The organism is Sporofaciens sp. St.21A7 (assembly GCF_059728535.1).
In genome coordinates this window covers 2,673,185-2,698,079 of record NZ_BAAGFN010000001.1, presented here as the reverse complement: position 1 = coordinate 2,698,079, position 24,895 = coordinate 2,673,185, and the positions used below count along the sequence as shown (strand labels likewise).

Here is a 24,895-nt window from a genome sequence, read left to right as displayed (position 1 = left end):
TAATTTTTGAAGAATTATGCATATGGGATTGAAAAAGAAAGGAGGGGAATGGTATAATCAGAAAGAAATTGTGACGAGAAGGAAGAGTGGAAAAGTGGGCAAGAGAAGACGGAAGAAAAAGATGACGAATAAGAAAAAGATGATGATAATGGGAATAGCCGGCGGAACTATCCTCGTGATTGCATTGGCTTACATGGGGGCGGCTATTTTCTTTACTCGCCATTTTTTGATGAATACAGAGATTAACGGAGTTGACTTTTCCGGGAAGAGCTTAGCAGAAGCGGAGGAATACTTTAAAGGGCAGGTAGGGGAATATACCCTGACCATGAACGACATCAACGGAGGGAAAGAGACCATCAGCAGCAGTGAGATTCTTCTGGCGTATGGCAAGAACACAGAGCTTGAAGGCGTTTTAGAGGAGCAAAACGCGTTCCTGTGGCCGAAAGCATTTTTTACAGAAAATACTGCGGATATTACCTTCAATCTGTCTTACGACGAAGCGAAACTTCAGGAAAAGATTAACACGCTGGGGATTATTCAGGCCGGGCAGACCCCGGCACAGAATGCATCCCCCACGTTTGACGGGAATCAGTTTGTTGTTTCCCCGGAAGCCTATGGAGTTTCTGTGACGCCGGAGTCTTTGCAGGAGAAGGCGTCAACCTTTATCATGCATCTTATGCCGGAGATGAATCTGGCGGATGAGGGCTGCTATGAGGCTCCCCGTTTTCTCTCTGATTCCGAGGAAGTAAAGCAGGCATGCGATAAAATGAACGGATACTGCCAGGCGAGCATCACCTACAATATGGATGTCCCCGTGGTAATCGACCGGACGGTCATATCGACGTGGCTGTCCGTAGACGGAGACATGAATGTAATTGTGGATGAAAATGCGGTAAGGGCGTGGCTTGAGCAGTTTGGTGAACGGTATGATACGGTGGGGACGACCCGGACATTCACTACCCCCACGGGGAAGAGCGCCACGGTTTCCGGAGGAACCTATGGCTGGTCGATCAATGAAGATACGGAATTTCAGACAATCATGAATGCGCTGAATAATCAAGAGGTGATTGCGAAAGAACCAGAATATTATATCAGTGGAGTTGCGGCGTCACATTCCATGCCGGATTGGGGCAGCACCTACGCGGAGGTGGATTTGAGCGCCCAGCATATGTGGTATGTGGTGAACGGCTCGGTGGCTCTTGAGACGGATGTAGTGACTGGGGAGCCGATTCCGGAGAAGGTCACGCCGGAGGGCGTGTACAGTATTGTGGAGAAGAAATTGGACAAGGTGTTGGTCGGGGCGAAAGACCCGGTGACAGGAGAACCGGAGTATGAGACGCCGGTCAGTTATTGGATGCGGATTACCTGGCAGGGGGTAGGTTTCCATGACGCGACCTGGCAGAGGAATTTTGGCGGCGCGCTGAACCAGATCAGGGGCATCGGCTCCCATGGCTGCGTGAATATGCCTTTAGATAAGGCGGCGGAGCTGTACAATATGATAGAGATGGGCACGCCGGTCATTATCCACTATTAACACGGTTTGAGAGTAGGGAGAACCTTAGGGTTCTCCCTTTTTGCTGCCGGATGGATGGTTGCACTGTCAGATAAGGTATGCTATACTGTTTACCAGCGCAAAAAGCGGCTATACTATATCTTAGGAGTGTTTCTAAATTATGTCACAGATCGCAGATGAAATAAAAGAACAGATAAAAAAACGGCGTACATTCGCCATCATTTCCCATCCGGATGCCGGGAAGACTACCCTGACGGAAAAGTTCCTGCTGTACGGGGGCGCCATCAATTTAGCGGGCAGCGTCAAGGGCAAGGCGACGGCCCGCCATGCAGTGTCGGACTGGATGGAGATTGAAAAGGAGAGAGGGATCTCCGTCACCTCTTCGGTGTTGCAGTTTGGTTACAATGGATACTGCATCAACATCTTAGATACCCCGGGACATCAGGATTTCTCGGAGGATACCTACCGTACGCTGATGGCGGCGGATTCCGCCGTGATGGTAATCGACGCTTCCAAGGGCGTTGAGGCGCAGACGCGGAAGCTGTTCAAGGTATGTACCATGCGCCATATCCCGATTTTCACGTTTATCAACAAGATGGACCGGGAGGCCATGGATACCTTTGAGCTTCTGGACGACATTGAAAATGAATTGGGAATCGCCACCTGTCCGGTGAACTGGCCCATAGGCTCCGGCAAGGAATTTAAGGGAGTCTACGACCGCAACACGAAGAAGGTGGAACTGTTCTCGGATACCCACAAAGGAACGACGCAAGGGGAGGTTCGGAAGATTTCGATTGACAGCGGGGAAATCAATGAATGGGTGACGGACGTACAGCTTGCACAGTTACGGGAAGAGATTGAATTACAGGACGGCGCAGGCGCCAGATTCGATCAGGAATTGGTGAGCAAAGGAGAACTTTCCCCTGTATTTTTCGGCTCTGCGCTCACCAACTTCGGCGTGGAAACTTTTCTTCAACATTTCCTTGGCATGACCACTTCGCCTCTTCCTAGGACTTCCGACCAGGGGGCAGTAGATCCCATGGAAGAGGAAGATTTCTCTGCCTTTGTGTTCAAGATTCAGGCGAATATGAACAAGGCCCACCGTGACCGGATTGCATTCATGCGCATTTGTTCCGGCGCCTTTACGGCCGGGATGGATGTGTACCATATTCAGGGAGGAAAAAAGGTCCGGCTCTCCCAGCCTCAACAGATGATGGCAAGTGAACGTAAGATGATCGACAAAGCTTACGGAGGGGATATCATCGGCGTATTCGACCCGGGAATCTTCTCCATCGGCGATACGCTGACGGCTTCCGCGAAACGTTTTGTCTACGAGGGGATTCCCACCTTTGCCCCGGAACATTTTGCGAGAGTCCGTCAGGTAGATACCATGAAGCGTAAGCAGTTCATCAAAGGAATCAACCAGATTGCCCAGGAAGGCGCAATCCAGATTTTCCAGGAGTTCAACACAGGAATGGAAGAAATCATCGTAGGCGTGGTCGGCGTCCTGCAGTTCGACGTCCTGAAATACCGTCTGGAAAATGAGTACAACGTAGAAATCCGTCTGGACAACCTGCCTTACGAGTATATCCGCTGGATTGAAAATACGGACATTGACCTGGACAGATTGACGGGCACGTCTGATATGAAGAAGGTCAAGGATTTAAAAGGGCGTCCGCTTTTATTATTCGTCAATGAGTGGAGCATCCGCATGACTGTGGAGCGGAACGAAGGGCTTAGGCTGTCTGAATTCGGAAGATAGGCAGGAAATCCGGAAAAATTTCAAAGCCCCTACTTTGCAAAGCCTTAATAATTTGATATAATGATAAGAAGTGTATACTAGAACAGGAGGTTTCTTTAATTATGAGCAAAGAAGAGCGTAACACATATACCATACAGACCGATGAGAATCTGGGAGAAGTGAAGATTGCGGACGAAGTCGTGGCGATCATCGCCGGCCTGGCAGCCATGGAGGTAGAAGGCGTTTCCTCTATGACCGGGAACGCGACGAGGGAATTAGTCAGCAAGTTCGGGATGAAGTCCCTGTCAAAGGGCGTGAAGGTGGATGTGCTGGACGGAATCGTGACCGTTTCCCTGGTACTGAACCTGAATTACGGATACAGCATCAAAGATACGACTCAGAGAGTCCAGGAGAAGGTGAAGGCGGCTATTGAGAACATGACGGGTCTTGAGGTCGCAGACGTCAATATCCGTGTTGCCGGAGTGGACATGCCGGAGGAAGCGTAAGTGAAGAGGTCAGAGTTAAGAGAACATATCTTTAAGACGGTGTTTGGGATAGATTTCTGCCAGCCTGAGGAGATGCCGGAGCAGATAGGGTTTTATTTGGGACAGCTTGAGAATCCCAGGGAGCAGGATCTTGACTACATCCGCGGGAAGGCGCAGAAGGTGGCGGGGAAGAGGGAAGAGATCGACGCCTTGCTGAATGCCAATACCACGGGATGGAAGACCAGCCGTATGAACAAGGTGGACCTGACGATCCTCCGCCTTGCCGTGTATGAGATGAAGTGGGACGAAGACGTGCCGGTTGGCGTGGCAATCGACGAGGCTGTGGAGCTTGCCAAGAAGTACAGCAGCGACGAAGGACCGGCTTTCGTCAACGCTGTGCTTGCCAAGATCGCGAAAATCGGCCTGTGACAGGTCTTTTTGGCATAAGCACAAGCTTCTTGTGGAGGATATTTATGGCACAAAGTGTATATACAGTAAAACAGGTCAATGCTTATATTAAGAGTATGTTTACCCAGGATTATATGCTGAACCGCATCTATGTGAAGGGCGAGGTGTCGAATTTAAAGTACCACACATCAGGACATATATATTTTTCACTGAAAGATGAGTCCGGAACGATTGCCTGCGTTATGTTTGCCGGGCAGCGGGGCGGGCTCTCTTTTCGTCTGCGGGACGGGCAGCAGGTAGTGGTTCTTGGCGGGGTGAACGTATATGAGAGGAGCGGCTCCTACCAGCTCTATGCAAGGGAAATCCGTCCGGACGGAGACGGAGTCCTCTATGAGCGTTTCCAGATGTTGAAAAGAGAACTGGAAGAGATGGGGATGTTCGCCCCTGAATATAAAAAACCGATTCCAATGTATGCAAGGAAAATTGGGATAGTGACGGCGCCTACGGGGGCGGCGGTTCGTGATATCATGAATATTTCTGCCCGCAGGAATCCGTATGTCCAATTGCTTTTGTACCCGGCGCAGGTACAGGGGGAAGGCGCCAAGGAGAGTATTGTCCGTGGAATCCGGATGTTGGAGAAAGCCAAGGTGGACGTGATGATCGTCGGCCGGGGCGGCGGCTCCATCGAGGATCTGTGGGCGTTCAACGAGGAAGAGGTGGCGCGTGCGATCTTTGACTGCAGAGTTCCGGTCATCTCGGCGGTGGGGCATGAGACGGATACCACTATTGCGGACTATGTGGCGGACTTACGCGCGCCTACGCCGTCTGCGGCGGCGGAGCTTGCGGTCTATGATTACCGCCAGACACAGATGAGGCTTACAGAATATGCCCTTTCGATGAACCGTCTTTTGTCCCGGCAGGTCACGGTGAACCGTTCAAGGCTTCGGGAATGCCAGACAAGGCTTCGCTATCTCCATCCGCGCTATAAGCTTCAAGAACAGCAGCAGCGCCTGGCGGACATAGAAGATCGGCTCCGCCAGCAGATGGAAGGATGCCTTAGGGAGAACCGCCATCGTCTTGCCATCGCTATGGAGGCGATGAAGGGACTTTCGCCGATACAAAAGCTGAATCAGGGATATTCTTATGTGGAGTGTGAGGATAAGGCGGTGGTCAGGAGCATCTGTCAGGTAAGGCCTGGGGATACCCTGTCTGTCTATGTGACGGACGGCGTGATACGCGCTGTGGCAGACAAAAGCAGCCCTTATCCCAAAGGAGTATTGAAAATGCAATAAAAACAGGCAGGAGGGTAAGGAAGCATGCCGGATAAGACAGAAAAACAGGAAGGGACAAGCCTTGAGGAATTATTTACGGAGTTAGAGTCCGTCATCCGCAAGATGGAAGGAGAGAATATATCTCTGGAGGATTCCTTCCAGTTATATCACAGGGGAATGGATGCATTGAAGCAGTGCAGCGAGCGCATCGATGAAGTGGAAAAAAAGATGCTGATATTAGATGAAGAGGGTGGAACACATGAATTCTGACAATGATTTTCAGGTTCAGATGAAGCAGAAGGTACAGAAAATAGAAGGGATTCTACAGGAATACCTTCCCAGACAGAAGGGATTGCAGAGCGTCGTCATGGAGGCGATGGGCTACAGTCTGATGGCGGGGGGCAAACGGCTGCGCCCCATGCTGATGCAGGAGACATTCCTGCTCTATAACGGGACGGCAAAGTCGCTGCGCCCGTTTATGGCAGCGATCGAGATGATACATACCTATTCCCTGGTCCATGACGACCTGCCGGCAATGGATAATGACGAGTATCGGCGGGGGCGCAGGACGACCCACGTTGTTTACGGAGAAGATATGGGAATCCTGACGGGAGACGCGTTACTGAACTATGCATTCGAGACGGCTTTTAAAGCGTTTGTGACCGAACCTGAGGACAGCCTTGCCATTGGGAGGGCATTGGCAGTGCTTGGAAAGAAGTCGGGAATCTACGGGATGCTGGGCGGCCAGGTTATTGATGTGAAAGAGACGGGCAACGAGATCTCCAGGGAAGTGCTGGATACCATTTACCGGCTGAAAACAGGGGCTCTCATCGAAGCGTCCATGATGATTGGGGCAATCCTTGGAGGGGCTTCGGAGGAAGAAGTCCGTAAGGTAGAGCGGATTGCCGGGTATGTAGGGACTGCGTTCCAGATTCAGGACGACATCCTGGACGTGACCAGTACCAGGGAGGTGTTAGGGAAACCTACCCACAGTGACGAGAAGAATGAGAAGACCACATATGTTACCCTGATTGGGATTCCAGAGGCAGAAAAAGAAGTGGAGCGGTTGTCTGGCGAGGCAATCCGGCTGCTCCATGAGCTCTCCGGAGAGAATGCATTTCTGGAGCATCTGTTACTCCAACTGATCCACAGGGACAGATAGGGAGGGGACGGACGATGTTAGAGAGGATACGGAAGGAAAACGATATCAAAGCCTTGCAGCCGGAAGAACTTCAAAAGCTTGCAGAGGAGATCCGGGAGTTTCTGATTGAGAAAATCAGCAAGAGCGGAGGACATCTTGCGTCGAATCTGGGAGTCGTGGAGCTTACGATGGCGATGCATCTGGTCTTTGACCTGCCGAAAGATAAGATTATCTGGGACGTTGGCCATCAGTCCTACACCCACAAGCTCTTGACCGGGCGGAAGGAAGGATTTGACGAACTGCGCAAGTACGGAGGGATGAGCGGTTTTCCCAAGAGAAAAGAGAGCGCCTGCGACGCATTTGACACCGGGCATAGCTCCACGTCTATTTCGGCTGGCCTTGGCTATGTACAGGCCAGGGATTTAAGAGGCGAAGATTACAGCGTAATCTCTGTGATTGGGGATGGCTCCCTGACCGGGGGCATGGCGTACGAGGCGCTGAATAACGCCTCTTCCCTTGATACGAATTTCATCATTGTGCTGAACGATAATCATATGTCCATTTCTGAGAATGTGGGCGGCATGTCCAAGTATCTTGCGGGCCTTAGGACTGCGGATTTTTATACAGGCCTAAAGAAAGGGGTCACGGCTGCCCTCCATAAGGTTCCGGTGGTGGGGGATTCCATGATTCAGAAGATGCGTAAGACGAAGAGCAGTATCAAGCAGCTTGTGGTACCTGGGATGTTCTTCGAGGACATGGGAATTACCTATTTAGGCCCGATTCCAGGGCATAACATTCCCGTCCTGTGCAGGGCGCTTCGGGAAGCGCGCAGGATGGACGAGCCGGTATTGCTCCATGTCATCACAGAGAAGGGTAAGGGCTATGAACCGGCAGAGAAGCATCCGGACAAATTCCATGGAATCGGTCCGTTCCAGATTGAAACGGGAGAGCCGGAGACGGCGAAGAAGAAGGACAGTTATACAGATGTATTTGGCAAGGTACTCTGCGACGAGGCGCGCAACCGGCCGGAAATTGTGGCAATCACGGCGGCAATGGCGGACGGGACGGGGCTTTCCAGATTCCGGAACCTCTATCCCAAACGGTTTTTTGACGTGGGAATTGCGGAGGCCCACGGCGTCACCTTTGCGGCCGGTCTGGCGGCAGGAGGCGTACATCCGGTATTTGCCGTATATTCGTCGTTCTTGCAGAGGGCGTATGACCAGATGATTCACGATGTAGCTCTCCAGAACCTTCCTGTGGTCCTGGCGGTAGACCGCGCCGGTCTGGTGGGAAGCGACGGGGAGACCCATCAGGGGATTTTCGATTTGTCTTATCTGAGCAGTATCCCGAACATGACGGTCATGTCCCCGAAAAACAAATGGGAACTGGCAGACATGCTTCGATTCGCCCTTTCGTATCAGGGGCCCATTGCCCTCCGTTACCCCAGGGGAGAAGCCTATGACGGATATCAGGATTTTCGTGCGCCGGTGGCCTACGGTAAAAGCGAGATGGTGTATCAGGAATCGGAGATTGCCATCGTAAGCGTAGGGCACATGTTCGAGGCGGCGGCAGAAGTCAGAGACAGACTGAAAAGCCGGGGATACCGCTGTACTCTGGTCAACGCCCGGTTCGTGAAGCCGATTGATCAAAGCATGCTGGAGGAATTATGCAGAGACCACAGGCTGATTGCTACCATTGAAGAGAATGTGCAGACCGGAGGATTCGGGGAGCATGTGATAGAATATGTGGGCGGGAAATGCCGGGATGTGCAGGTACTGTCCCTTGCCCTGCCCGACGATTACGTGGAACACGGCAGCATACAGGCTCTCAGGGAAGAAACGGGGATTGATGTGGGGACCATGACACAGAAAATTATAAATGCCTATCAAAAGAGATAAGGATAACAGACTGCGTATGAAAGAACGTTTAGACATATTATTAGTAAAAAAGAATCTTGCCCCCTCCAGGGAGAAGGCAAAGGCAATCATTATGTCGGGCAATGTATTCGTGGATGGGCAGAGGGAAGATAAAGCCGGGGCGTCCTTTGCGGAAACCTGCGCCATTGAGGTACGCGGGCACGCCCTCCCTTATGTGAGCCGGGGCGGGCTGAAGCTTGAGAAAGCCCTCCAAAATTTTGATGTGGACGTAAAGGGAAAGGTCTGCACGGACGTAGGCGCATCGACAGGCGGGTTCACGGACTGCATGCTCCAAAACGGCGCTGTAAAGGTCTATGCCATTGACGTAGGAAGAGGGCAGCTAGACTGGAAGCTTCGGCAGGATGAACGAGTCGTCTGCATGGAGAAGACCAACATCCGTTATGTGACGCCGGAGGATATTGGCGAGCCGGTGGAGTTTTCCTCCGTTGACGTTTCGTTCATTTCCCTTTCCAAGGTACTGCCGGCCATCCACGGTTATCTGCGGGGACAGGGACAGGTGGTGGCGTTGATTAAGCCCCAGTTTGAGGCGGGGCGCGAGAAGGTGGGAAAGAAGGGCGTCGTGCGCGAGCAGAATACCCATGTAGAAGTCATCGAGGCGGTTTTCGGGTATGCCGTCGAAACGGGATTTGACGTATTAGATCTGGATTTTTCCCCCATCCGCGGACCGGAAGGAAATATTGAATATCTGGCGCATCTCAGGAAATGCGAAGGGCAGGGCAGGATTTTTGAGGCGATTGATATCCTGCAGGTCACGGAGCAGGCATTTGATATGCTGGCAAAGGAAAAGAAATGATGGAAAGATTTTTGATTGTAACGAACGATGGAAAGGATACAGAGCAGACTGTGACCAGACAGGTAGTAAAATTACTTGAGGAGGCGGGAAAGGCCTGTATTTTATGCCAGAAAGACGAGAATAAAAAGATTATCGAATCTTCCGTGCCAAAGGAAGTGGACTGTGCCGTCGTAATTGGCGGAGACGGCAGCCTGATTGAAGTGGCAAGGCTGTTCTGGGAGAAGGAAATCCCGATTCTGGGCGTCAATATGGGGACGCTCGGATATCTTACCGAGGTGGAGGTGGGCGGAATCGACGCGGCGGTCAGGCAGCTTGCGGCAGGAGACTATGTGCTGGAGAGGCGCATGATGCTGAAAGGGATATTCGAGGACGGCAGGTCAGATGTGTCCCTTAACGATATCGTGGTGTCCAGAAAAGGCGAGCTGCATATCATCCATTTCCGGTTATATGTAAACGGAGAGCTTTTGAACGATTATGAGGCCGACGGAGTGGTTCTGTCTACGCCTACGGGTTCGACGGCGTACAACTTATCTGCTGGCGGCCCTATCGTGGAACCTACGGCGTCGCTGATTGTCATTACGCCGATCTGTTCCCATGCGTTGAATACCAGAAGCATCGTCCTGTCTTCCGATGATGAAATCGTCATTGAAATCGGTCCCGGGCGCAATGGCTCCAGGGAAGAAGTGTATGTTGCGTTTGACGGGGCGGACGCCGTTTCCCTGAAGACGGGCGATAAGGTGACTGTGCGTAAGTCCAGCGCCTCCACTACGATGATTAAGCTGAGCAAGGTAAGCTTTCTGGAAACATTACGCGGGAAGATGAAAGGGAATTGACACCATGAAGGGAAATAGACATGCGAAGATCATTGAACTGATCCATAAGAATAACATCGAGACTCAGGAGGAGTTGGCGGACTATCTGCACAGGGAGGGGTTTAACGTAACCCAGGCGACGGTGTCCAGGGACATTCGGGATCTGAAGCTTACGAAGATTCCCGGGCAGAACGGGAAACAGCGGTATGTTATCCATCAGGATGAGACGTTCCTGAATGAGAAGTACATCCGGGTACTCAAAGATGGATTCGTCTCGATGGATATGGCACAGAACATCCTGGTGGTCAAAACAGTATCGGGAATGGCAATGGCGGTGTGCGCGGCAATCGACGCCATGAAGTGGGGAGAGGTCGTGGGAAGCATCGCCGGGGACGATACCATCATGTGCGCCATACGAAGCGTGGAGGATACGGCGAAGGTCATGGATAAGATTGGCAGGATAGTCTTATAGGAGGCGGTATGTTACAGAATTTACATGTGAAGAATCTTGCCTTGATTGACGAGATCGAGGTAGAGTTTGAAGATGGATTAAATATCCTGACCGGCGAGACGGGAGCGGGGAAATCTATCATTTTAGGCTCCGTGAATCTTGCCCTTGGCGGAAGATACTCGAAGGATATCCTAAGGCAGGGTGCGGATTATGGGCTGGTGGAGCTTACGTTCCTTGTGGAAAATGAACAGCAGGAACGGAAGCTAAAGGAGCTGGACATCTATCCTGAGGAGGGCGCGGTACTTTTGAGCCGGCGGCTGATGGCGGGCCGGAGCGTAAGCCGTATCAACGGAGAGACGGTGCAGATTGGGCTTTTGAAAGAAGCGGCCCAGATTTTGATTGACATCCACGGGCAGCATGAGCATCAGTCGCTGCTCTATAAGAAAAACCATCTTGGCATCGTGGACGCCTTTGCCCGGGATACGGTTGCCGAGGCAAAGAAGAAGGTCCGGGAGGCTTACAAAGAATATAAGGCATGCGAAAAAGAGTTAAAGGAAACGTCGTCGGACGCGGGCGGGCGGGCCAAGGAACTGTCCTTCCTGCAATTTGAAGCCAGGGAAATCCGGGAGGCGGATTTAAATCCGGGGGAGGACGAGGATTTGGAAGTTCTTTACCGCAGGATGGCGAACAGTAAGGAGATTGCAGAGTGCGTAAGCGAGGCTTATCTTTACACCAGCGAGGGCAATGAGAATGCAAGCGAGAGTTTAAGCCGCGCCATCCATGCCATTTCCGATATTGCAAAGTACGACGATACGGCATCGGGGCTTTATGATCAGTTGGTGGAGATTGACAGCCTGTTGAATGATTTCAACCGTGAGCTTGCGGCGTATGCAGATGAGTGTGAGTTTTCAGAGGAGGATTTCCGTGAGACGGAGAGCCGTTTGAATGAAATCAACCATCTCAAGACGAAATACGGAGATTCCATCGAGAAGATTCTTAATTACTGCGTACAGCAGGAGAAACGGATTCAGATGTTGGAGGACTACGACCAGTATATGGAAGAACTGGGGAAGAGGATGGCTGCATCGGAGGAAAAAGTGAAAAAGTATGGGAAGTCCCTGTCCACTCTCAGGAAAAAGCAGGCCAGGGTTCTTGCCAATGCAATCGAGGAGGGGCTTAGGGACTTAAACTTCGAGAATGTGCAGTTTGAGATTCAGTTTTCCCAGACGAAGGATTACACGGCAGAAGGCATAGACGAGGTGGAGTTTATGATTTCCCTGAACCCGGGACAGCCCTTAAAGCCCCTGGCTAATGTTGCCTCCGGCGGGGAGCTGTCCCGTATCATGCTGGCAATCAAGGCCGTGATGGCGAAGCGGGACGAAATCGAGACGCTGATTTTTGACGAGATTGACGTGGGAATCAGCGGGAGGACGGCGCAGAAGGTTTCCGAGAAGATGGCGGTAATCGGGAAAGGGCATCAAGTCATCTGTATCACCCATCTGGCGCAGATTGCCGCAATGGCAGACCACCATTTCCTGATTGAGAAGGCTACCCGGGGAGGCGTGACCAGAACCGAAATCCGGAAACTTGGCGCTCAGGAGTCCGTGACAGAACTGGCGCGGATTCTTGGGGGCGCAAAGATTACGGATACCGTGCTGAAAAATGCGGTGGAGATGAAAGAGCTTGCAAAGCAGACTTTCACACATTAAAAGAAAAATCTGAGTAAATTTCCGTGAACTGTCACATAATAAAGGGAGAAATCTGAATGTGAAAGTCGAGGTTTATGAAGATGAGAAAATACTGGTATCGAAGAATCCTGATTATGATTGTTACCTTTCTGATTGCCGTTGCAGGCGGGTACTATCTGATTGAATTTCAGCAGAACAGGCTGGAAGCGGAGGTCAACGCCGCGACTTCTTCGGAGAACATGGTGATTCCCGGCGGGATGCCCATTGGAATCTATCTGGAGACGGAAGGCGTGATGGTGCTGGGGACGGATTCCATCACGGCGGAGGATGGGATGGATTACGAACCGGCAGCGAACCTGGTGAAGGCAGGAGACTATATCGTCGCCCTCAACGAACAGGCGATCCATGACAAGTCGGAACTGATAGAAACCGTCAGGGATTTGGGTGATGAAGATATCATTCTGCGGGTACGGAGGGAAGAGCAGTATATGAATATCCGGATGAAGCCTGTGCGTTTAAATGCCAGGGAATGCAAGCTGGGTATTTGGGTGCGTGACAATGCCCAGGGGCTTGGAACCGTGACGTTCTTAAATACCAACAGCAGGTTCGGCGCACTGGGACATGGCATCCATGACGTGGATACCAGCGAGCTTCTGGAAATCGAAAACGGCAGAGTCTACGAGACCAGCATCCGGGACATCCAGAAGGGGGAGGACGGCGCTCCCGGCGGAATGGAAGGAATCATCGTTTACAATAACTATAATGTGCTTGGGAAAATCACCAGTAATACGGACTGCGGTATCTTCGGTACGATTGACCGGATTGACGCCCTTTTTGCAGATCAGACACCCATCGAAACGGCGGCCAGGGATGAGATCGTGGAAGGCCCTGCCGTTATCCGCTGCGCCGTGGAGGGAACGGTGAAGGACTACCAGATTCGTGTTACAAAAATCGACAAAAATACCACTGAAGTCAACAAAGGAATCGTGATTGAAGTGACGGATGACAGGCTGCTTTCCGTCACCGGGGGAATCGTGCAGGGTATGAGCGGAAGCCCGATTATTCAGAACGGGAAGCTCATCGGAGCCGTTACCCATGTGTTCGTCCATGACGCCACCAAGGGATACGGTATATTTATAGAAGATATGATGGAAAATGTCGAATAGTAAAATAATTGTCGATATAAGTCCAACTTTTACGACAGTAATTTCTTGTTTTTCCATGTGCCAGACTTTATAATCAAACTCGACAGTTTTTGATGTTAGGAAAGGAGGCATTGCGTAAAATGAGAGAGATTAACGTGGCTATAGCCGACGACAATGAAAGAATCTTGGACTTGCTTGGCGAAATCATAAGCAATGACGAGGAATTAAAGCTGGTGGGAAAGGCAAACAACGGAGAGGACATGTATCATCTGATTAAAGAAAAACAGCCCGATGTTGTTCTGCTTGACATCATCATGCCGAAAATGGACGGTCTTAGCGTAATGGAAATGGTCAGCAATGACAAAGGACTGAAGAAACATCCTGATTTTATTGTAGTTACCGCAGTGGGGCAGGAAAGAATTACAGAAGATGCCTTCAAAAAGGGTGCAAGCTATTACATCATGAAGCCATTTAATAATGAGATGGTACTCAACCGAATCAAACATGCGAATCAGGTAATTCGGCATGAACTGAACCCCCAGATTTCGGCTGGGACGGGGGCTGTGATGGACAACTGTCCGGAGCCGAATCTGGAGGGTCGGGTAACGGATATGATTCACGAAATAGGAATTCCTGCGCATATCAAAGGATACCACTATCTCAGGGATGCAATCATCATGGCGGTAGAGGATTTAGACGTCCTCAATGCCATCACAAAAGTATTGTATCCCACAGTGGCAAAAAAACATCAGACAACGGCAAGCCGGGTGGAACGGGCAATCCGCCATGCCATCGAAGTAGCGTGGAGCAGAGGAAAACTAGATACGCTGGACGACCTGTTCGGGTATACGGTCAGCAACGGAAAAGGTAAGCCGACCAACTCAGAATTCATCGCGTTGATCGCAGATACCATAAGATTAGAATATAAAAACAGATAAATACTTTTCTTCTGAGCAAAAGTAGGGTATAATAGAAACATATATGTGAGGTTTGGAGGAAAAGAGTATGAAGAAAATACTATTTGCAGCATCAGAATCAGTACCATTTATTAAAACAGGAGGGCTTGCGGATGTTGTCGGTTCCCTGCCTAAGTATTTTGATAAGGACAAATACGACGTCCGTGTCATGCTGCCGAAATACATGTGCATGAAGGAAGAATGGAAAGAAAAACTTGCCTACCATACGCATTTCTACATGGATTTGAACTGGAGGAAGCAGTATGTGGGCGTACTGACATACGAATATGAGGGAATCACATTCTATTTCATAGATAATGAGTACTATTTTAATGGATTTGCTCCCTACGGAGATATGTATGCGGATATTGAGAAGTTCGCCTTCTTCTCTAAGGCAGTCCTGAGCGCATTGCCGGTGATTGATTTCCGCCCGGACATCATCCACTGCCACGACTGGCAGACTGGCTTGATTCCGATTTATCTTGACAATTTCCGGTTCGGGACAGAATATTATCGGGGAATCAAGACAATCATGACGATACATAACCTGAAGTTCCAGGGAACCTGGGATACGAAGCGGGTGCGTGACATCACGGGGCTGCCCCAGTATTATTTTGTGCCGGACAAGTTAGAGGCCTATAAGGACGCCAACTATCTGAAGGGCGGGATTGTATATGCCGACAGAGTTACCACGGTAAGTAATTCCTATGCGGAAGAGATTAAGATGCCGTTCTACGGCGAGAAACTGGATGGGCTGATGAACGCCAAGGCGAACTGTTTATCCGGTATCGTCAACGGTATCGACTACGATGATTATAACCCTGCAACGGATCCCCATATTGAGAAGAAGTATGACATTGACAATTTCCGCAAGGAGAAGGTGAAGAACAAACTGGCGCTGCAAAGAGAACTGAACCTGACGCAGGATGCGCATACGATGATGATTGGAATTGTGTCAAGGCTCACAGACCAAAAGGGATTCGACTTGGTTGCCTACGTGATGGACGAACTGTGCCAGGATGCAATCCAGATCGTAGTTCTTGGTACAGGAGAAGAGAAGTATGAGAACATGTTCCGCCATTTCGAGTGGAAGTATCAGGGAAAGGTATCTGCCAATATCTATTATTCAGACCCGTTATCCCACAGAATCTATGCTTCCTGCGACGCATTCCTGATGCCGTCCTTGTTCGAGCCTTGCGGGCTGAGCCAGTTAATGAGTTTAAGGTACGGCACGCTTCCAATCGTAAGGGAGACGGGAGGCTTGAAGGATACGGTAGAGCCATATAACGAATATGATAAGACTGGTACAGGCTTCAGCTTCACGAACTACAATGCACATGAGATGATGGCTACCGTCCGTTATGCGGAGCGGATCTACTATGACCGGAAACGTGACTGGAATAAGATGGTAGAGCGTGCCATGAGCCAGGATTTCTCATGGGGCAATTCTGCGAAGCAGTATGAAGCGTTGTACGACAGCATGTAAGGTGTAAGAAAAGACATGAAGATTCGAGATATACTAAAGAGTGAAGAACCGCATATTTCGTTTGAGGTATTTCCTCCGAAAACAGATGCGGGATACGACAGTGTACTTACTGCCACGAAAAAGATTGCGGAGCTCAAGCCTTCCTTTATCAGTGTGACATACGGTGCAGGCGGTGGGACTAGCAAGAACACCGTCAGCATTGCCACACAGATCATAAACGATTTCGGTGTGACGAGCCTGGCACACCTGACCTGTGTATCTTCCACAAAAGAGGAGGTACACAGGGTCATAGGCCAGCTGAAGGAGAATAAGATTGAAAATATTCTGGCGCTCAGGGGAGACATTCCGGCAGAGAGCGAGTTTCCCCTGCCCAGCCATTACCGCTATGCAAGCGAGCTGATAGAGGATATCCGAAAGCAGGGAGATTTCTGTATCGGCGCTGCCTGCTATCCGGAAGGCCATGTGGAGACGGAGCATAAGAAGGATGATATCAAAAACCTCAAGCATAAGGTAGAATGCGGGGTAGATTTCCTTACAACCCAGATGTTCTTCGACAACAATATCCTTTACAATTTTCTTTACCGCATCCGTGAGAAAGGAATTACTGTCCCAGTGCTTCCGGGAATTATGCCTGTTACGAACAAGAAGCAGATTGCTAGGATCGGAGGCTTATCCGGAACCATCCTCCCGGAACGGTTCCGTGCAATCGTAGACCGGTTCGGGGACGATCCAGCAGCGATGCAGCAGGCAGGAATCGCATACGCCACCGACCAGATCATAGACCTGATTGCAAACGGCGTGAACCACATTCATGTATATTCCATGAATAAGCCGGAAGTTGCCGGTGCAATCATGCAAAACTTGTCAAAGATTATAGCAGTATAAAGTAAAGAAGGAAAACGTATGGACGAAAGAACCAAAGAGGCAGTTCGTTATTTGGGATACGGAAACCATGCGATAGATGCCCGTACACTTGCGCTGATTGCCAGTTCTTTTCAGGAATTGGAAAAAGCCGCAGGCAGACGGGTCATTTATCGCATTTTTGACGTGTCCCCGGAAGAAAACGATACCCTGTCAATCGGAACCCTAAAAATTCAAAGCCGCAATCTGAAACGGAATCTGAAAAGCTGCGAAAAAGCATATCTTCTGGGAGCTACCTTAGGGGTGGACATAGACACCATGCTCCGCCGCTATACCCTAACTGACATGGCAAGAGTCGTCATCCTTCAGGCATGCGCCGCGGCCATGTTAGAAGAATATCTGGACTGCTGCCAGGAAATCTTGCGCCGAGAGCAGGAAAAAGAAGGCTTCTACCTAAGGCCAAGATTCAGCCCTGGCTACGGCGATTTCCCCATCACTCATCAGGAGCAAATCCTTTGCATGCTGGACGCGCCAAAAAAAATCGGCTTGACCCTGACCTCCGGCAACATGCTTACCCCTACAAAATCCGTAACCGCAATCATCGGTCTGAGCAAGCTTAACATTCCCTGCCACGTACAGGGCTGTGAATCCTGCGAAAAGATAGACTGCACTTACCGACGCATATAAAGGAGCGCTATATGATACGTACACATTTAGGAAAAGACCTATTATACTTTGACGGAGGAATGGGCACCCTCCTCCAATCCAAAGGGCTTGGGCCAGGGGAACTCCCCGAGGCCTGGAACCTGACCCACCCCGACGAGATCATCGACATCCACCGCCAGTACTTTGAAGCCGGCAGCGATATCGTCCTGACCAATACATTCGGTGCAAATGCACTGAAATTCCATGACTCCCAATACCAGTTAAAGGAAATCGTAGAGGCCGGCGTCACAAATGCGAAAAAAGCCGCCGGCCTTGGCGTCCATGACAACCGGCCGTCCTATGTCGCTCTTGACGTAGGTCCTACCGGCAAGCTCTTAAAACCCATGGGTGACTTGGAATTTGAAGCCGCATACCATGCATTTCAGGAAGTCATGCGCTGGGGAGCCGCCGCTGGGGCAGACCTCATCCATATCGAAACCATGAGCGACACCTATGAAGTCAAGGCAGCAATCCTTGCCGCAAAGGAAAATACAGACCTCCCCGTCACCGTCACCATGATATTTGACGAAAAGGGGAAACTCCTGACAGGAGGAGACGTTCCGGCTGTCGTGGCAATGCTGGAAGGGCTCCGTGTGGACGCACTGGGATTAAACTGCGGTCTTGGGCCGAAACAGATGCTCCCGGTACTGAAAGAACTCATGAAGTATGCCTCAATACCTGTCATTGTAAAACCAAACGCCGGACTTCCCAAACAAAGAGGAGGAGAAGTTTACTACGATGTCAATCCGGAAGAATTTGCAAAGACCATGGAAGAAATCTTAGAGCTTGGCGTAAGCGCCATCGGCGGATGCTGCGGGACGACTCCGGAACATATCCGCGCCATGGCAGAGATGGCAGGAAGAAGGACGCCAAAGCCGAAAGAGCCGAAAGAGGATACCATCGTTTCCTCATACGGCAGGGCAGTCGTTTTGAACCAAAAACCTGTCATCATTGGCGAACGGATCAATCCCACGGGAAAAAAGAAGTTCAAACAGGCATTAAAAGACCATGATATGGACTATATTTTAAGGGAGGGCGTCACACAGCAGGACAAGGGCGCGCATATCCTGGATGTCAACGTGGGACTTCCGGATATTGACGAGGAGGCCATGATGCAGGAGGCTGTGACAGAGTTACAGAGCGTGACCAGCCTGCCGCTGCAGATTGACACCGTAAATATACGCGCCATGGAACGCGCCATGCGCATCTATAACGGGAAACCAATGATTAACTCCGTGAACGGCAAGCAGGAATCCATGGACGCCGTGTTCCCACTGGTTCAGAAATATGGCGGTGTGGTCGTGGCGCTGACCATCGACGAGGACGGAATTCCACAGACCGCAGATGGGCGGTGCCGGATTGCCGGGAAAATCATCCATGAAGCTGCAAAATACGGGATTGGGAAGAAGGATATCGTGGTAGATGTGTTGGCCATGACCATCAGCTCAGAGCCTGAGGGAGCGAAAATTACCCTTGAAGCATTGAGGAAAGTCCGTGAGACTTACGGCGTATGTACCGTGCTGGGTGTATCCAACATCTCCTTCGGGCTTCCATGCCGCCCGGTCATCAACGCCAATTTCTACACTATGGCGTTGCTAAACGGGCTGAGCGCAGGAATCGTCAATCCTTCCTCTGAAGATATGATGCGTTCCTATGATTCCTTCTGCGCCTTGATGAATTATGACCAGAACTGTGAATCCTATATCCGTAAATACGGCGCGCAGCCGGAAAAAGCTGTGCCGCAGCCTGCCGGTCCTGGGAACCTGACGTTAAAGGACGCCATCGAAAAGGGGTTAAAAGAAGAGGCGCATCACGGGGCAGTGGAACTTTTAAAGACTCTGGCGCCCCTTGATATCATCAATTGGCACCTGATTCCTGCGTTGGATGATGTGGGGAAGGGATTCGAGCAGGGTACTGTATTCCTGCCACAGCTTCTTATGAGCGCAGATGCCGCAAAGATTGCATTCGCCGTGCTGAAAGACGCTTTAGCCAAAAACGGGGATGATGTCAGGAAGAAGCAGAAAATCATTCTTGCGACCGTCAAAGGGGATATCCATGATATCGGAAAAAATATCGTGAAGGTGCTGCTTGAAAACTACAGCTTTGACGTCATCGACCTTGGAAAAGACGTTTCGCCGGAGGCAATCGTGGAATGTGCAGTAGAAGAAGACGTCAGGCTGGTGGGCCTTAGCGCACTGATGACCACGACGGTAGCCAGCATGGAGGACACCATAAAGCTTTTGAGAGAACGTAAAGCCGACTGTAAGGTGATGGTGGGAGGAGCGGTGCTGAATCAAGAGTATGCAGATATGATCGGCGCTGATTTTTACGGAAAAGACGCTATGCAGTCTGTGTATTATGCCCAGAGAATCTTGAACGAAAATTGATAAATAATTTAGGAAAGGAAGAAAAAAATGTCTTTAATATTGCCAGAAAATTATGAGCCGCGGCTTAGCGTCCGCGAGACACAGGAAGCCATCAAGTATATCCGCGACACTTTCCAGAAAGAGTTCGGGAAAGAAATGAATTTGGAGAGGATTTCGGCTCCCCTGTTCGTGGAGAAAAGCAGCGGGTTAAATGACGACTTAAACGGAATCGAGCGTCCGGTACAGTTTGATATTGCCGGCATCCCAAAAGAGACGGTGGAAGTGGTACACTCCCTGGCTAAATGGAAACGTATGGCCCTTTATGAGTATGGCTTTTTGCCGGGAGAGGGGCTTTACACCAATATGAATGCCATACGCCGGGATGAAGAGCTTGATAACCTTCACTCCTGTTATGTAGATCAGTGGGACTGGGAAAAGGTCATAACGAAAGAAGAGCGGACGGAAGAGACGCTGAAGGAAACGGTGCGTAATATTTTCAAGATTATCAAGCATATGCAGCATGAAGTCTGGTACAAATATCCGCAAGCCGCCAAGAAACTTCCGGGGGATGTGACTTTTATTACTTCCCAGGAACTGGAAGACCGTTATCCGGACAAGACGCCCAAAGAGCGGGAAAACCTGATCACGAAAGAATACGGTTGTGTATTTGTAATGAAGATCGGAGATAAGCTGTCAAGCGGCAAGCCCCACGACGGACGTGCGCCGGACTACGACGACTGGCAGCTAAACGGAGATATCCTGTTTTGGTTCGAGCATCTTAATAGCGCGCTGGAGATTTCCAGCATGGGTATCCGGGTAGACGAGAAATCACTGGAAGAGCAGCTAAAAAAAGCCGGCTGTGAGGAGCGCAAAAACCTTCCTTACCATCAAATGCTGCTTGAAGGGAAGCTGCCTTACACCATTGGCGGCGGAATCGGGCAGTCCAGGCTTTGCATGCTCCTTCTGGACCGCGCCCATGTAGGGGAAGTCCAGGCAAGCCTCTGGCCGAAAGAAATGCGGGATATCTGTAAAAAGCATAATATTTTCTTGTTGTAAGACCAGCAGAAAATTGTTTCAAATAATGAACATCATAACTGGTTGACAATTATTTAACAATCCAGTATAGTTATATCAGGTAATCATAAATCTACATATAATTTAGGAGGAACTGTCTGTATGATAAGAGGATTGGACACCACAGTCAGAAAGATCAGAAGAACCGTATTTGAGGAGGTGGCAAGGCTTGGTTTTAAAGCAGACGCCGAGACTCTGCTTGATGACATGGAAGCGATTCCATACAAGATTGTGAACGAAGATACTATGAAGTACCGTGAAAGCGTTTACCGCGCCCGCGCCGTTGTGAGAGAGCGGTTAAGGCTTGCCATGGGGCTTTCCCTCAGGCCGGAAAATAAGCCGGTCCACTTAACCAAAGGCGTGGAGGCAAGCAATATTTCCGACAAATATTATGAGCCGCCGCTTATGCAGGTCATCCCGTCCGCGTGCGAGGGATGCGAGGAGAAGGGGTATGAGGTGAGCAATGTCTGTAAGGGATGTCTGGCGCATCCTTGTATGGAGGTATGTCCCAAGGGAGCGATCTCCATGGTGAACGGCCGTTCCTACATAGATCAGTCAAAATGTATTAAGTGCGGGAAATGCAAGTCTGCATGCCCGTATGACGCAATTTCCAAGAAAGAACGTCCTTGCGCCAAAGCCTGCGGGGTGGGGGCAATCGAGACGGATCGGCATGGGCGTGCTGTGATTAATAATGAGAAATGCGTTTCCTGCGGCATGTGCATGGTAAGCTGCCCGTTCGGCGCAATTTCAGATAAATCACAGATTTTCCAGCTTGCAAGGGCGCTGTCCGAGGGCGACCAGATCATTGCCGAGATCGCGCCTGCATTTGCAGGGCAGTTCGGTGACAATATTACTCCGAGGAACTTGAAAGCCGCTCTTCAGGAGCTTGGTTTTTCTGAGTTCTATGAAGTGGCTTTAGGGGCGGATATCGGAGCCGTCGCCGAGGCGCATCACTATGTCAATAAGGTGACGACGGGAGAGCTTCCGTTCCTTTTGACCTCCTGCTGTCCCTCCTGGGCAATGCTGGCGAAAAAGTATTTCCCGGATTTAGTGGATCAGGTATCACAAGAGCTGACTCCTATGGTAGCAACTGCGCGGACGATTAAGAAGGAACACCCGAATGCAAAGGTGGTGTTTATCGGGCCATGTGCGGCGAAGAAGCTGGAAGCAATGCGCAGGACGGTCAGAAGCGACGTGGATTTTGTCATTACCTTTGAAGAACTGCAGGCAATGTTCGATGCGAAAGATATTGATTTGAGCAAATACGAAGCGGAATCCTCCTTCCACAACGCAACCGGCGCAGGACGTGGGTACGCCTATGCAGGCGGCGTGGCAAACGCCATTGAGAATTGCGTCAAGGAATATTATCCGGGCGTGGACGTTAAGATTGCCCATGCGGAAGGTTTGGCGGAATGTAAGAAAATCCTTTCTCTTGCGAAGGTGGGACGCATGAACGGATGCCTGATTGAGGGGATGGGCTGTCCCGGAGGCTGCGTCGCCGGGGCCGGAACCAATCTTCAGGTGGATAAGGCGAAGAAGAAGGTTCAGGAACTGGTTGCAGGCTCTACGCGGAAACTTCCTCCAAAGGAACTGGAAGAAATTGAATTGAGGTAGATTTTTAACGAATTTTAACGAATAAGGATATTTCCCTCTTGTCAATCTGGTACTGACAAGAGTATAATAAGATATGTAGCAGTATGTCAAAATATTGTTAAGGGAGGTGGAAAGTATGGAGTTTAAGAGTGGTTTTTGGGGTCGGTTGTTTGGTTTTAAACAGACAGAACGCAGCAAAGAACAAGTTCAGGATCAGGATTCGTCTTTGCCGGATTTGGATGTAGAGCATCCGGAGCATTCGGAACTGACGTCGTCTTTGCCGGATCTTGATTCGGAGCAGCAGCTTAAACCAGATATAAATCAACTGGTATTATCCCATGAGCATCCGTTCATCCTGTTGTTTGAGAAGTGGAGAGAACAGGTGGGATATGCGCCGCTCCCAAGTTTGCGTCTGGATTATGGCGATGAAGAGGGAACGGTAGACGAAGAACTTGAGAAAGAGCTGTCCAGGCTTCGCAGGGCGATTACGTCTGTAGCTGCCGACCGTCTTTCCCAGATTCCAAAAGAGCCGGAACCTGAGCCTCCGTCAGAAGAAGAAGAGTCCGAGGGGAAGGAAGAAGAGGCGGAGGAAGAACCGCCGTTTCAACTGGATGCACAGCCCCTTGTGTACGTTACTGCCGACCAGTTAGCCGCATGGCTGGTAGTATTCCCGCCTATTGGGGAGGGAAGAGAGCTGGATGCGGAAATGTTGGCTGCAATTTTGAGAGAAAGCGGTGTTTCTTACGGCCTGGATACAGAATTGCTGGATTCCCTGCCCAGTGCAGAAAACCGGTATTTCCATCTGTTCCTGATTGCCCGCGGCAAGGCGGTCATTCATGGAAAAGACGGTTATATTGAAGATTTCTTCCGGCGTACCGTGAAGAAAAAGTTTGAGGAAGACGAACATGGAAGAGTCGATTATTTCCATTTGAACATTGTCCAGAATGTGGAGAAGGGGCAGCCAATCTGCCAGATTATCCCGCCTGTGCCGGGAGTTCCGGGCAGGACGGTACTTGACGAGGAGATTACCTGTAAGGAAGGGAAGACGCCGGCTCTCCCTAAGGGACGTAATACCGAAGCGAGCGAGGACGGCATGCAGCTTTTGGCGGTCAAGTCAGGGCGTGTGGAATTCAGCGGACGTAGTTTCCTGGTTAAATCAGTGTTGGAAATTGGGGGAAATGTCGATTTTTCAACCGGAAATATCAATTTTGTAGGAGACGTACATATTCATGGCGACGTGGGAAGCGGTTTCTCCGTCCGGACAATCGGGAATGTCACCATTGACGGCGTGGTGGAGGCTGCCGAGATTGAGGCAGGAGGCGACTTGATTGTTGCCAAGGGAATTCTGGGGGATTCCCGGGCAATGATCCGGGCGCACCATGATGTTTACGCGAAGTATATGGAGAACTGTACCGTTCACTGCCGGGGAAGCCTGCAGACAGACTGTATCGTGAACTGCGACGTATATTGCGACGGCGAGGTGAGCGTCCGCAGCGGCAGGGGTACCATCATCGGCGGGCGGATTCGGGCGGCCCAGGGAGTGGACGCCAAGGTTGTCGGCTCAAAATCAGAGAGTGTTACTTCTATATTTCTGGGGGGACAGCCCTTTGCGGATTTCGAGAGGGAGACTCTGTTACTGAACATTAAAAAGCAGGAAGCTGAACTTGAAAGACTTGAACGCCAGCCAGACAGCCCGACGAGGACACAGCGGATGGGCAAACTCAGGTTGGATTTGTCTATTGGACGGATGAAGCTTGCACAGTTTGACAAGGAACTGAAAAAAATCAAGGAAAAACTGGAAGAGCAGGGCGGATGCAGGCTCAAGTGCAGCATCGCCTATCCGGGAATGGTACTCACCATCGGAGATTTGACGATGCCTTTGGCAAAAGAGACCAGTATGGTAGACGCTAGGCTGGTGGGCGGAGAGATATGTTTATTGTAGCTCCTGTAACTATACGAAAGGGGGATTTATTTGGATACTGTAGTACCCCAGGAGGGATTGAAAGAAATTTTTGATCAGATTACCCGGGGCGTGACGCAGCAGGCAGCCGGAATATCGCTGCGACAGGGGAATGTCAAGCCGACGGGTGAGATGTATACAGTATATACGACTTTTGAACGGGGACTCCGCACAAGCGTATCGATGTGTGCGGAGGCGTCCCTGTTTGCCCGGTTGACAAAGTATATGATGCAGGAAGATGAGATCACACATCAAGATGTGGAAGATTTTTCAAAAGAGTATTTTAATATGTTATGCGGACAGATTGCAGCTCGGCTGTATCAGGTAACGAAAGTGGCGTCCCGTTTCGGGATACCGTCGTTTCATCAGGGGCGTTATGTGCCGGAAGGGTGTGACGAGCATTTTGAGCTTGTGTATACCAGCGATGGGAATGAGAATGCAGAACTTACCTGTCTTGAGCCGGAAGAATAGCAGGCATTTTCTTTCCGCAGCAAAAATGGAATATGATA

The 24,895-nt window shown here is 50.4% G+C and carries 22 protein-coding genes; all 22 read left to right on the top strand.

Going from position 1 to position 24,895, the window contains the following annotated elements; translation table 11 throughout:
* Positions 1-22: 22 nt before the first annotated feature.
* The 22 genes from AC6I3O_RS13235 to AC6I3O_RS13130 all read left to right on the top strand — a co-directional run bounded on the left by AC6I3O_RS13235 (position 23) and on the right by AC6I3O_RS13130 (position 24,857).
* Positions 23-1,534, top strand: a complete 1,512-nt coding sequence (locus tag AC6I3O_RS13235; protein WP_497851297.1) for a L,D-transpeptidase family protein — start codon at positions 23-25, stop codon at positions 1,532-1,534.
* Between the two features lie 139 nt (positions 1,535-1,673).
* A complete protein-coding gene (locus tag AC6I3O_RS13230) occupies positions 1,674-3,275 on the top strand; it encodes a peptide chain release factor 3 (RefSeq protein WP_497851296.1) in 1,602 nt (533 codons plus the stop codon).
* 101 nt (positions 3,276-3,376) lie between these two features.
* Positions 3,377-3,760, top strand: a complete 384-nt coding sequence (locus tag AC6I3O_RS13225) for an Asp23/Gls24 family envelope stress response protein (protein ID WP_159751336.1) — start codon at positions 3,377-3,379, stop codon at positions 3,758-3,760.
* Positions 3,761-4,168 carry a transcription antitermination factor NusB gene (gene nusB / locus AC6I3O_RS13220; protein ID WP_497851295.1) on the top strand — a complete coding sequence of 136 codons (408 nt, stop codon included), beginning with the start codon at positions 3,761-3,763 and terminating at the stop codon, positions 4,166-4,168.
* A 44-nt stretch (positions 4,169-4,212) separates the two neighbouring features.
* Positions 4,213-5,439 (top strand): exodeoxyribonuclease VII large subunit, encoded by a 1,227-nt coding sequence (xseA, locus tag AC6I3O_RS13215; protein ID WP_497851294.1) that lies wholly within the window; start codon positions 4,213-4,215, stop codon positions 5,437-5,439.
* Positions 5,440-5,463: 24 nt separating this feature from the next.
* Positions 5,464-5,688, top strand: coding sequence for an exodeoxyribonuclease VII small subunit (gene xseB, locus AC6I3O_RS13210; RefSeq protein WP_497851293.1), 225 nt, complete (start codon positions 5,464-5,466; stop codon positions 5,686-5,688).
* Positions 5,678-6,580 carry a polyprenyl synthetase family protein gene (locus AC6I3O_RS13205; protein ID WP_497851292.1) on the top strand — a complete coding sequence of 301 codons (903 nt, stop codon included), beginning with the start codon at positions 5,678-5,680 and terminating at the stop codon, positions 6,578-6,580. Before xseB ends, AC6I3O_RS13205 begins: the two co-directional genes overlap by 11 nt.
* A 14-nt stretch (positions 6,581-6,594) precedes the next feature.
* Positions 6,595-8,457 carry a 1-deoxy-D-xylulose-5-phosphate synthase gene (gene dxs, locus AC6I3O_RS13200; RefSeq protein WP_497851291.1) on the top strand — a complete coding sequence of 621 codons (1,863 nt, stop codon included), beginning with the start codon at positions 6,595-6,597 and terminating at the stop codon, positions 8,455-8,457.
* Between the two features lie 16 nt (positions 8,458-8,473).
* Entirely contained in the window at positions 8,474-9,289 is an 816-nt protein-coding gene (locus tag AC6I3O_RS13195) for a TlyA family RNA methyltransferase (RefSeq protein WP_497851290.1), read from the top strand.
* The gene (locus AC6I3O_RS13190; RefSeq protein ID WP_497853471.1) at positions 9,289-10,122 is read left to right on the top strand and encodes an NAD(+)/NADH kinase; all 834 of its coding nucleotides are present in this window, start codon (positions 9,289-9,291) and stop codon (positions 10,120-10,122) included. The genes AC6I3O_RS13195 and AC6I3O_RS13190 overlap by 1 nt, the downstream gene beginning before the upstream one ends.
* A gap of 4 nt (positions 10,123-10,126) precedes the next feature.
* Complete coding sequence (argR, locus tag AC6I3O_RS13185) at positions 10,127-10,573, top strand: arginine repressor (protein WP_497851289.1); 447 nt, start codon at positions 10,127-10,129, stop codon at positions 10,571-10,573.
* An 8-nt stretch (positions 10,574-10,581) separates the two neighbouring features.
* Complete coding sequence (gene recN / locus AC6I3O_RS13180) at positions 10,582-12,261, top strand: DNA repair protein RecN (protein WP_497851288.1); 1,680 nt, start codon at positions 10,582-10,584, stop codon at positions 12,259-12,261.
* An 80-nt stretch (positions 12,262-12,341) separates the two neighbouring features.
* Complete coding sequence (spoIVB, locus tag AC6I3O_RS13175) at positions 12,342-13,406, top strand: SpoIVB peptidase (protein ID WP_497853470.1); 1,065 nt, start codon at positions 12,342-12,344, stop codon at positions 13,404-13,406.
* Between the two features lie 119 nt (positions 13,407-13,525).
* Positions 13,526-14,323 (top strand): sporulation transcription factor Spo0A, encoded by a 798-nt coding sequence (spo0A, locus tag AC6I3O_RS13170; protein WP_497851287.1) that lies wholly within the window; start codon positions 13,526-13,528, stop codon positions 14,321-14,323.
* Positions 14,324-14,390: 67 nt separating this feature from the next.
* Positions 14,391-15,827: a glycogen synthase GlgA gene (glgA, locus tag AC6I3O_RS13165; protein WP_497851286.1), complete on the top strand. Its 1,437-nt coding sequence runs from the start codon at positions 14,391-14,393 to the stop codon at positions 15,825-15,827.
* A gap of 15 nt (positions 15,828-15,842) precedes the next feature.
* Positions 15,843-16,712: a methylenetetrahydrofolate reductase [NAD(P)H] gene (gene metF / locus AC6I3O_RS13160; protein ID WP_497851285.1), complete on the top strand. Its 870-nt coding sequence runs from the start codon at positions 15,843-15,845 to the stop codon at positions 16,710-16,712.
* 18 nt (positions 16,713-16,730) lie between these two features.
* On the top strand, positions 16,731-17,375 hold the full coding sequence (locus AC6I3O_RS13155) for a Vitamin B12 dependent methionine synthase activation subunit (RefSeq protein WP_497851284.1): 645 nt from the start codon (positions 16,731-16,733) through the stop codon (positions 17,373-17,375).
* A gap of 11 nt (positions 17,376-17,386) precedes the next feature.
* On the top strand, positions 17,387-19,780 hold the full coding sequence (locus AC6I3O_RS13150; protein ID WP_497851283.1) for a homocysteine S-methyltransferase family protein: 2,394 nt from the start codon (positions 17,387-17,389) through the stop codon (positions 19,778-19,780).
* A 27-nt stretch (positions 19,781-19,807) separates the two neighbouring features.
* Positions 19,808-20,815, top strand: coding sequence for an aspartate--ammonia ligase (gene asnA / locus AC6I3O_RS13145; RefSeq protein WP_497851282.1), 1,008 nt, complete (start codon positions 19,808-19,810; stop codon positions 20,813-20,815).
* Between the two features lie 120 nt (positions 20,816-20,935).
* Positions 20,936-22,447, top strand: a complete 1,512-nt coding sequence (locus tag AC6I3O_RS13140) for a 4Fe-4S dicluster domain-containing protein (RefSeq protein WP_497851281.1) — start codon at positions 20,936-20,938, stop codon at positions 22,445-22,447.
* Between the two features lie 115 nt (positions 22,448-22,562).
* The gene (locus AC6I3O_RS13135) at positions 22,563-24,368 is read left to right on the top strand and encodes a flagellar assembly protein A (RefSeq protein WP_497851280.1); all 1,806 of its coding nucleotides are present in this window, start codon (positions 22,563-22,565) and stop codon (positions 24,366-24,368) included.
* A 30-nt stretch (positions 24,369-24,398) separates the two neighbouring features.
* Complete coding sequence (locus AC6I3O_RS13130) at positions 24,399-24,857, top strand: chemotaxis protein CheX (RefSeq protein WP_497851279.1); 459 nt, start codon at positions 24,399-24,401, stop codon at positions 24,855-24,857.
* Positions 24,858-24,895 lie beyond the last annotated feature (38 nt).

Coding starts and splice junctions, on each gene's coding strand:
- AC6I3O_RS13190 (WP_497853471.1), top strand. CDS start 9,289: ATGGAAAGATTTTTGATTGTAACGAACGATGGAAAGGATACAGAGCAG.
- AC6I3O_RS13155 (WP_497851284.1), top strand. CDS start 16,731: ATGGACGAAAGAACCAAAGAGGCAGTTCGTTATTTGGGATACGGAAAC.
- AC6I3O_RS13150 (WP_497851283.1), top strand. CDS start 17,387: ATGATACGTACACATTTAGGAAAAGACCTATTATACTTTGACGGAGGA.
- xseA (WP_497851294.1), top strand. CDS start 4,213: ATGGCACAAAGTGTATATACAGTAAAACAGGTCAATGCTTATATTAAG.
- spoIVB (WP_497853470.1), top strand. CDS start 12,342: ATGAGAAAATACTGGTATCGAAGAATCCTGATTATGATTGTTACCTTT.
- AC6I3O_RS13235 (WP_497851297.1), top strand. CDS start 23: ATGGGATTGAAAAAGAAAGGAGGGGAATGGTATAATCAGAAAGAAATT.
- dxs (WP_497851291.1), top strand. CDS start 6,595: ATGTTAGAGAGGATACGGAAGGAAAACGATATCAAAGCCTTGCAGCCG.
- recN (WP_497851288.1), top strand. CDS start 10,582: ATGTTACAGAATTTACATGTGAAGAATCTTGCCTTGATTGACGAGATC.
- AC6I3O_RS13225 (WP_159751336.1), top strand. CDS start 3,377: ATGAGCAAAGAAGAGCGTAACACATATACCATACAGACCGATGAGAAT.
- spo0A (WP_497851287.1), top strand. CDS start 13,526: ATGAGAGAGATTAACGTGGCTATAGCCGACGACAATGAAAGAATCTTG.
- AC6I3O_RS13135 (WP_497851280.1), top strand. CDS start 22,563: ATGGAGTTTAAGAGTGGTTTTTGGGGTCGGTTGTTTGGTTTTAAACAG.
- AC6I3O_RS13230 (WP_497851296.1), top strand. CDS start 1,674: ATGTCACAGATCGCAGATGAAATAAAAGAACAGATAAAAAAACGGCGT.
- asnA (WP_497851282.1), top strand. CDS start 19,808: ATGTCTTTAATATTGCCAGAAAATTATGAGCCGCGGCTTAGCGTCCGC.
- metF (WP_497851285.1), top strand. CDS start 15,843: ATGAAGATTCGAGATATACTAAAGAGTGAAGAACCGCATATTTCGTTT.
- AC6I3O_RS13140 (WP_497851281.1), top strand. CDS start 20,936: ATGATAAGAGGATTGGACACCACAGTCAGAAAGATCAGAAGAACCGTA.
- glgA (WP_497851286.1), top strand. CDS start 14,391: ATGAAGAAAATACTATTTGCAGCATCAGAATCAGTACCATTTATTAAA.
- AC6I3O_RS13205 (WP_497851292.1), top strand. CDS start 5,678: ATGAATTCTGACAATGATTTTCAGGTTCAGATGAAGCAGAAGGTACAG.
- AC6I3O_RS13195 (WP_497851290.1), top strand. CDS start 8,474: ATGAAAGAACGTTTAGACATATTATTAGTAAAAAAGAATCTTGCCCCC.
- xseB (WP_497851293.1), top strand. CDS start 5,464: ATGCCGGATAAGACAGAAAAACAGGAAGGGACAAGCCTTGAGGAATTA.
- argR (WP_497851289.1), top strand. CDS start 10,127: ATGAAGGGAAATAGACATGCGAAGATCATTGAACTGATCCATAAGAAT.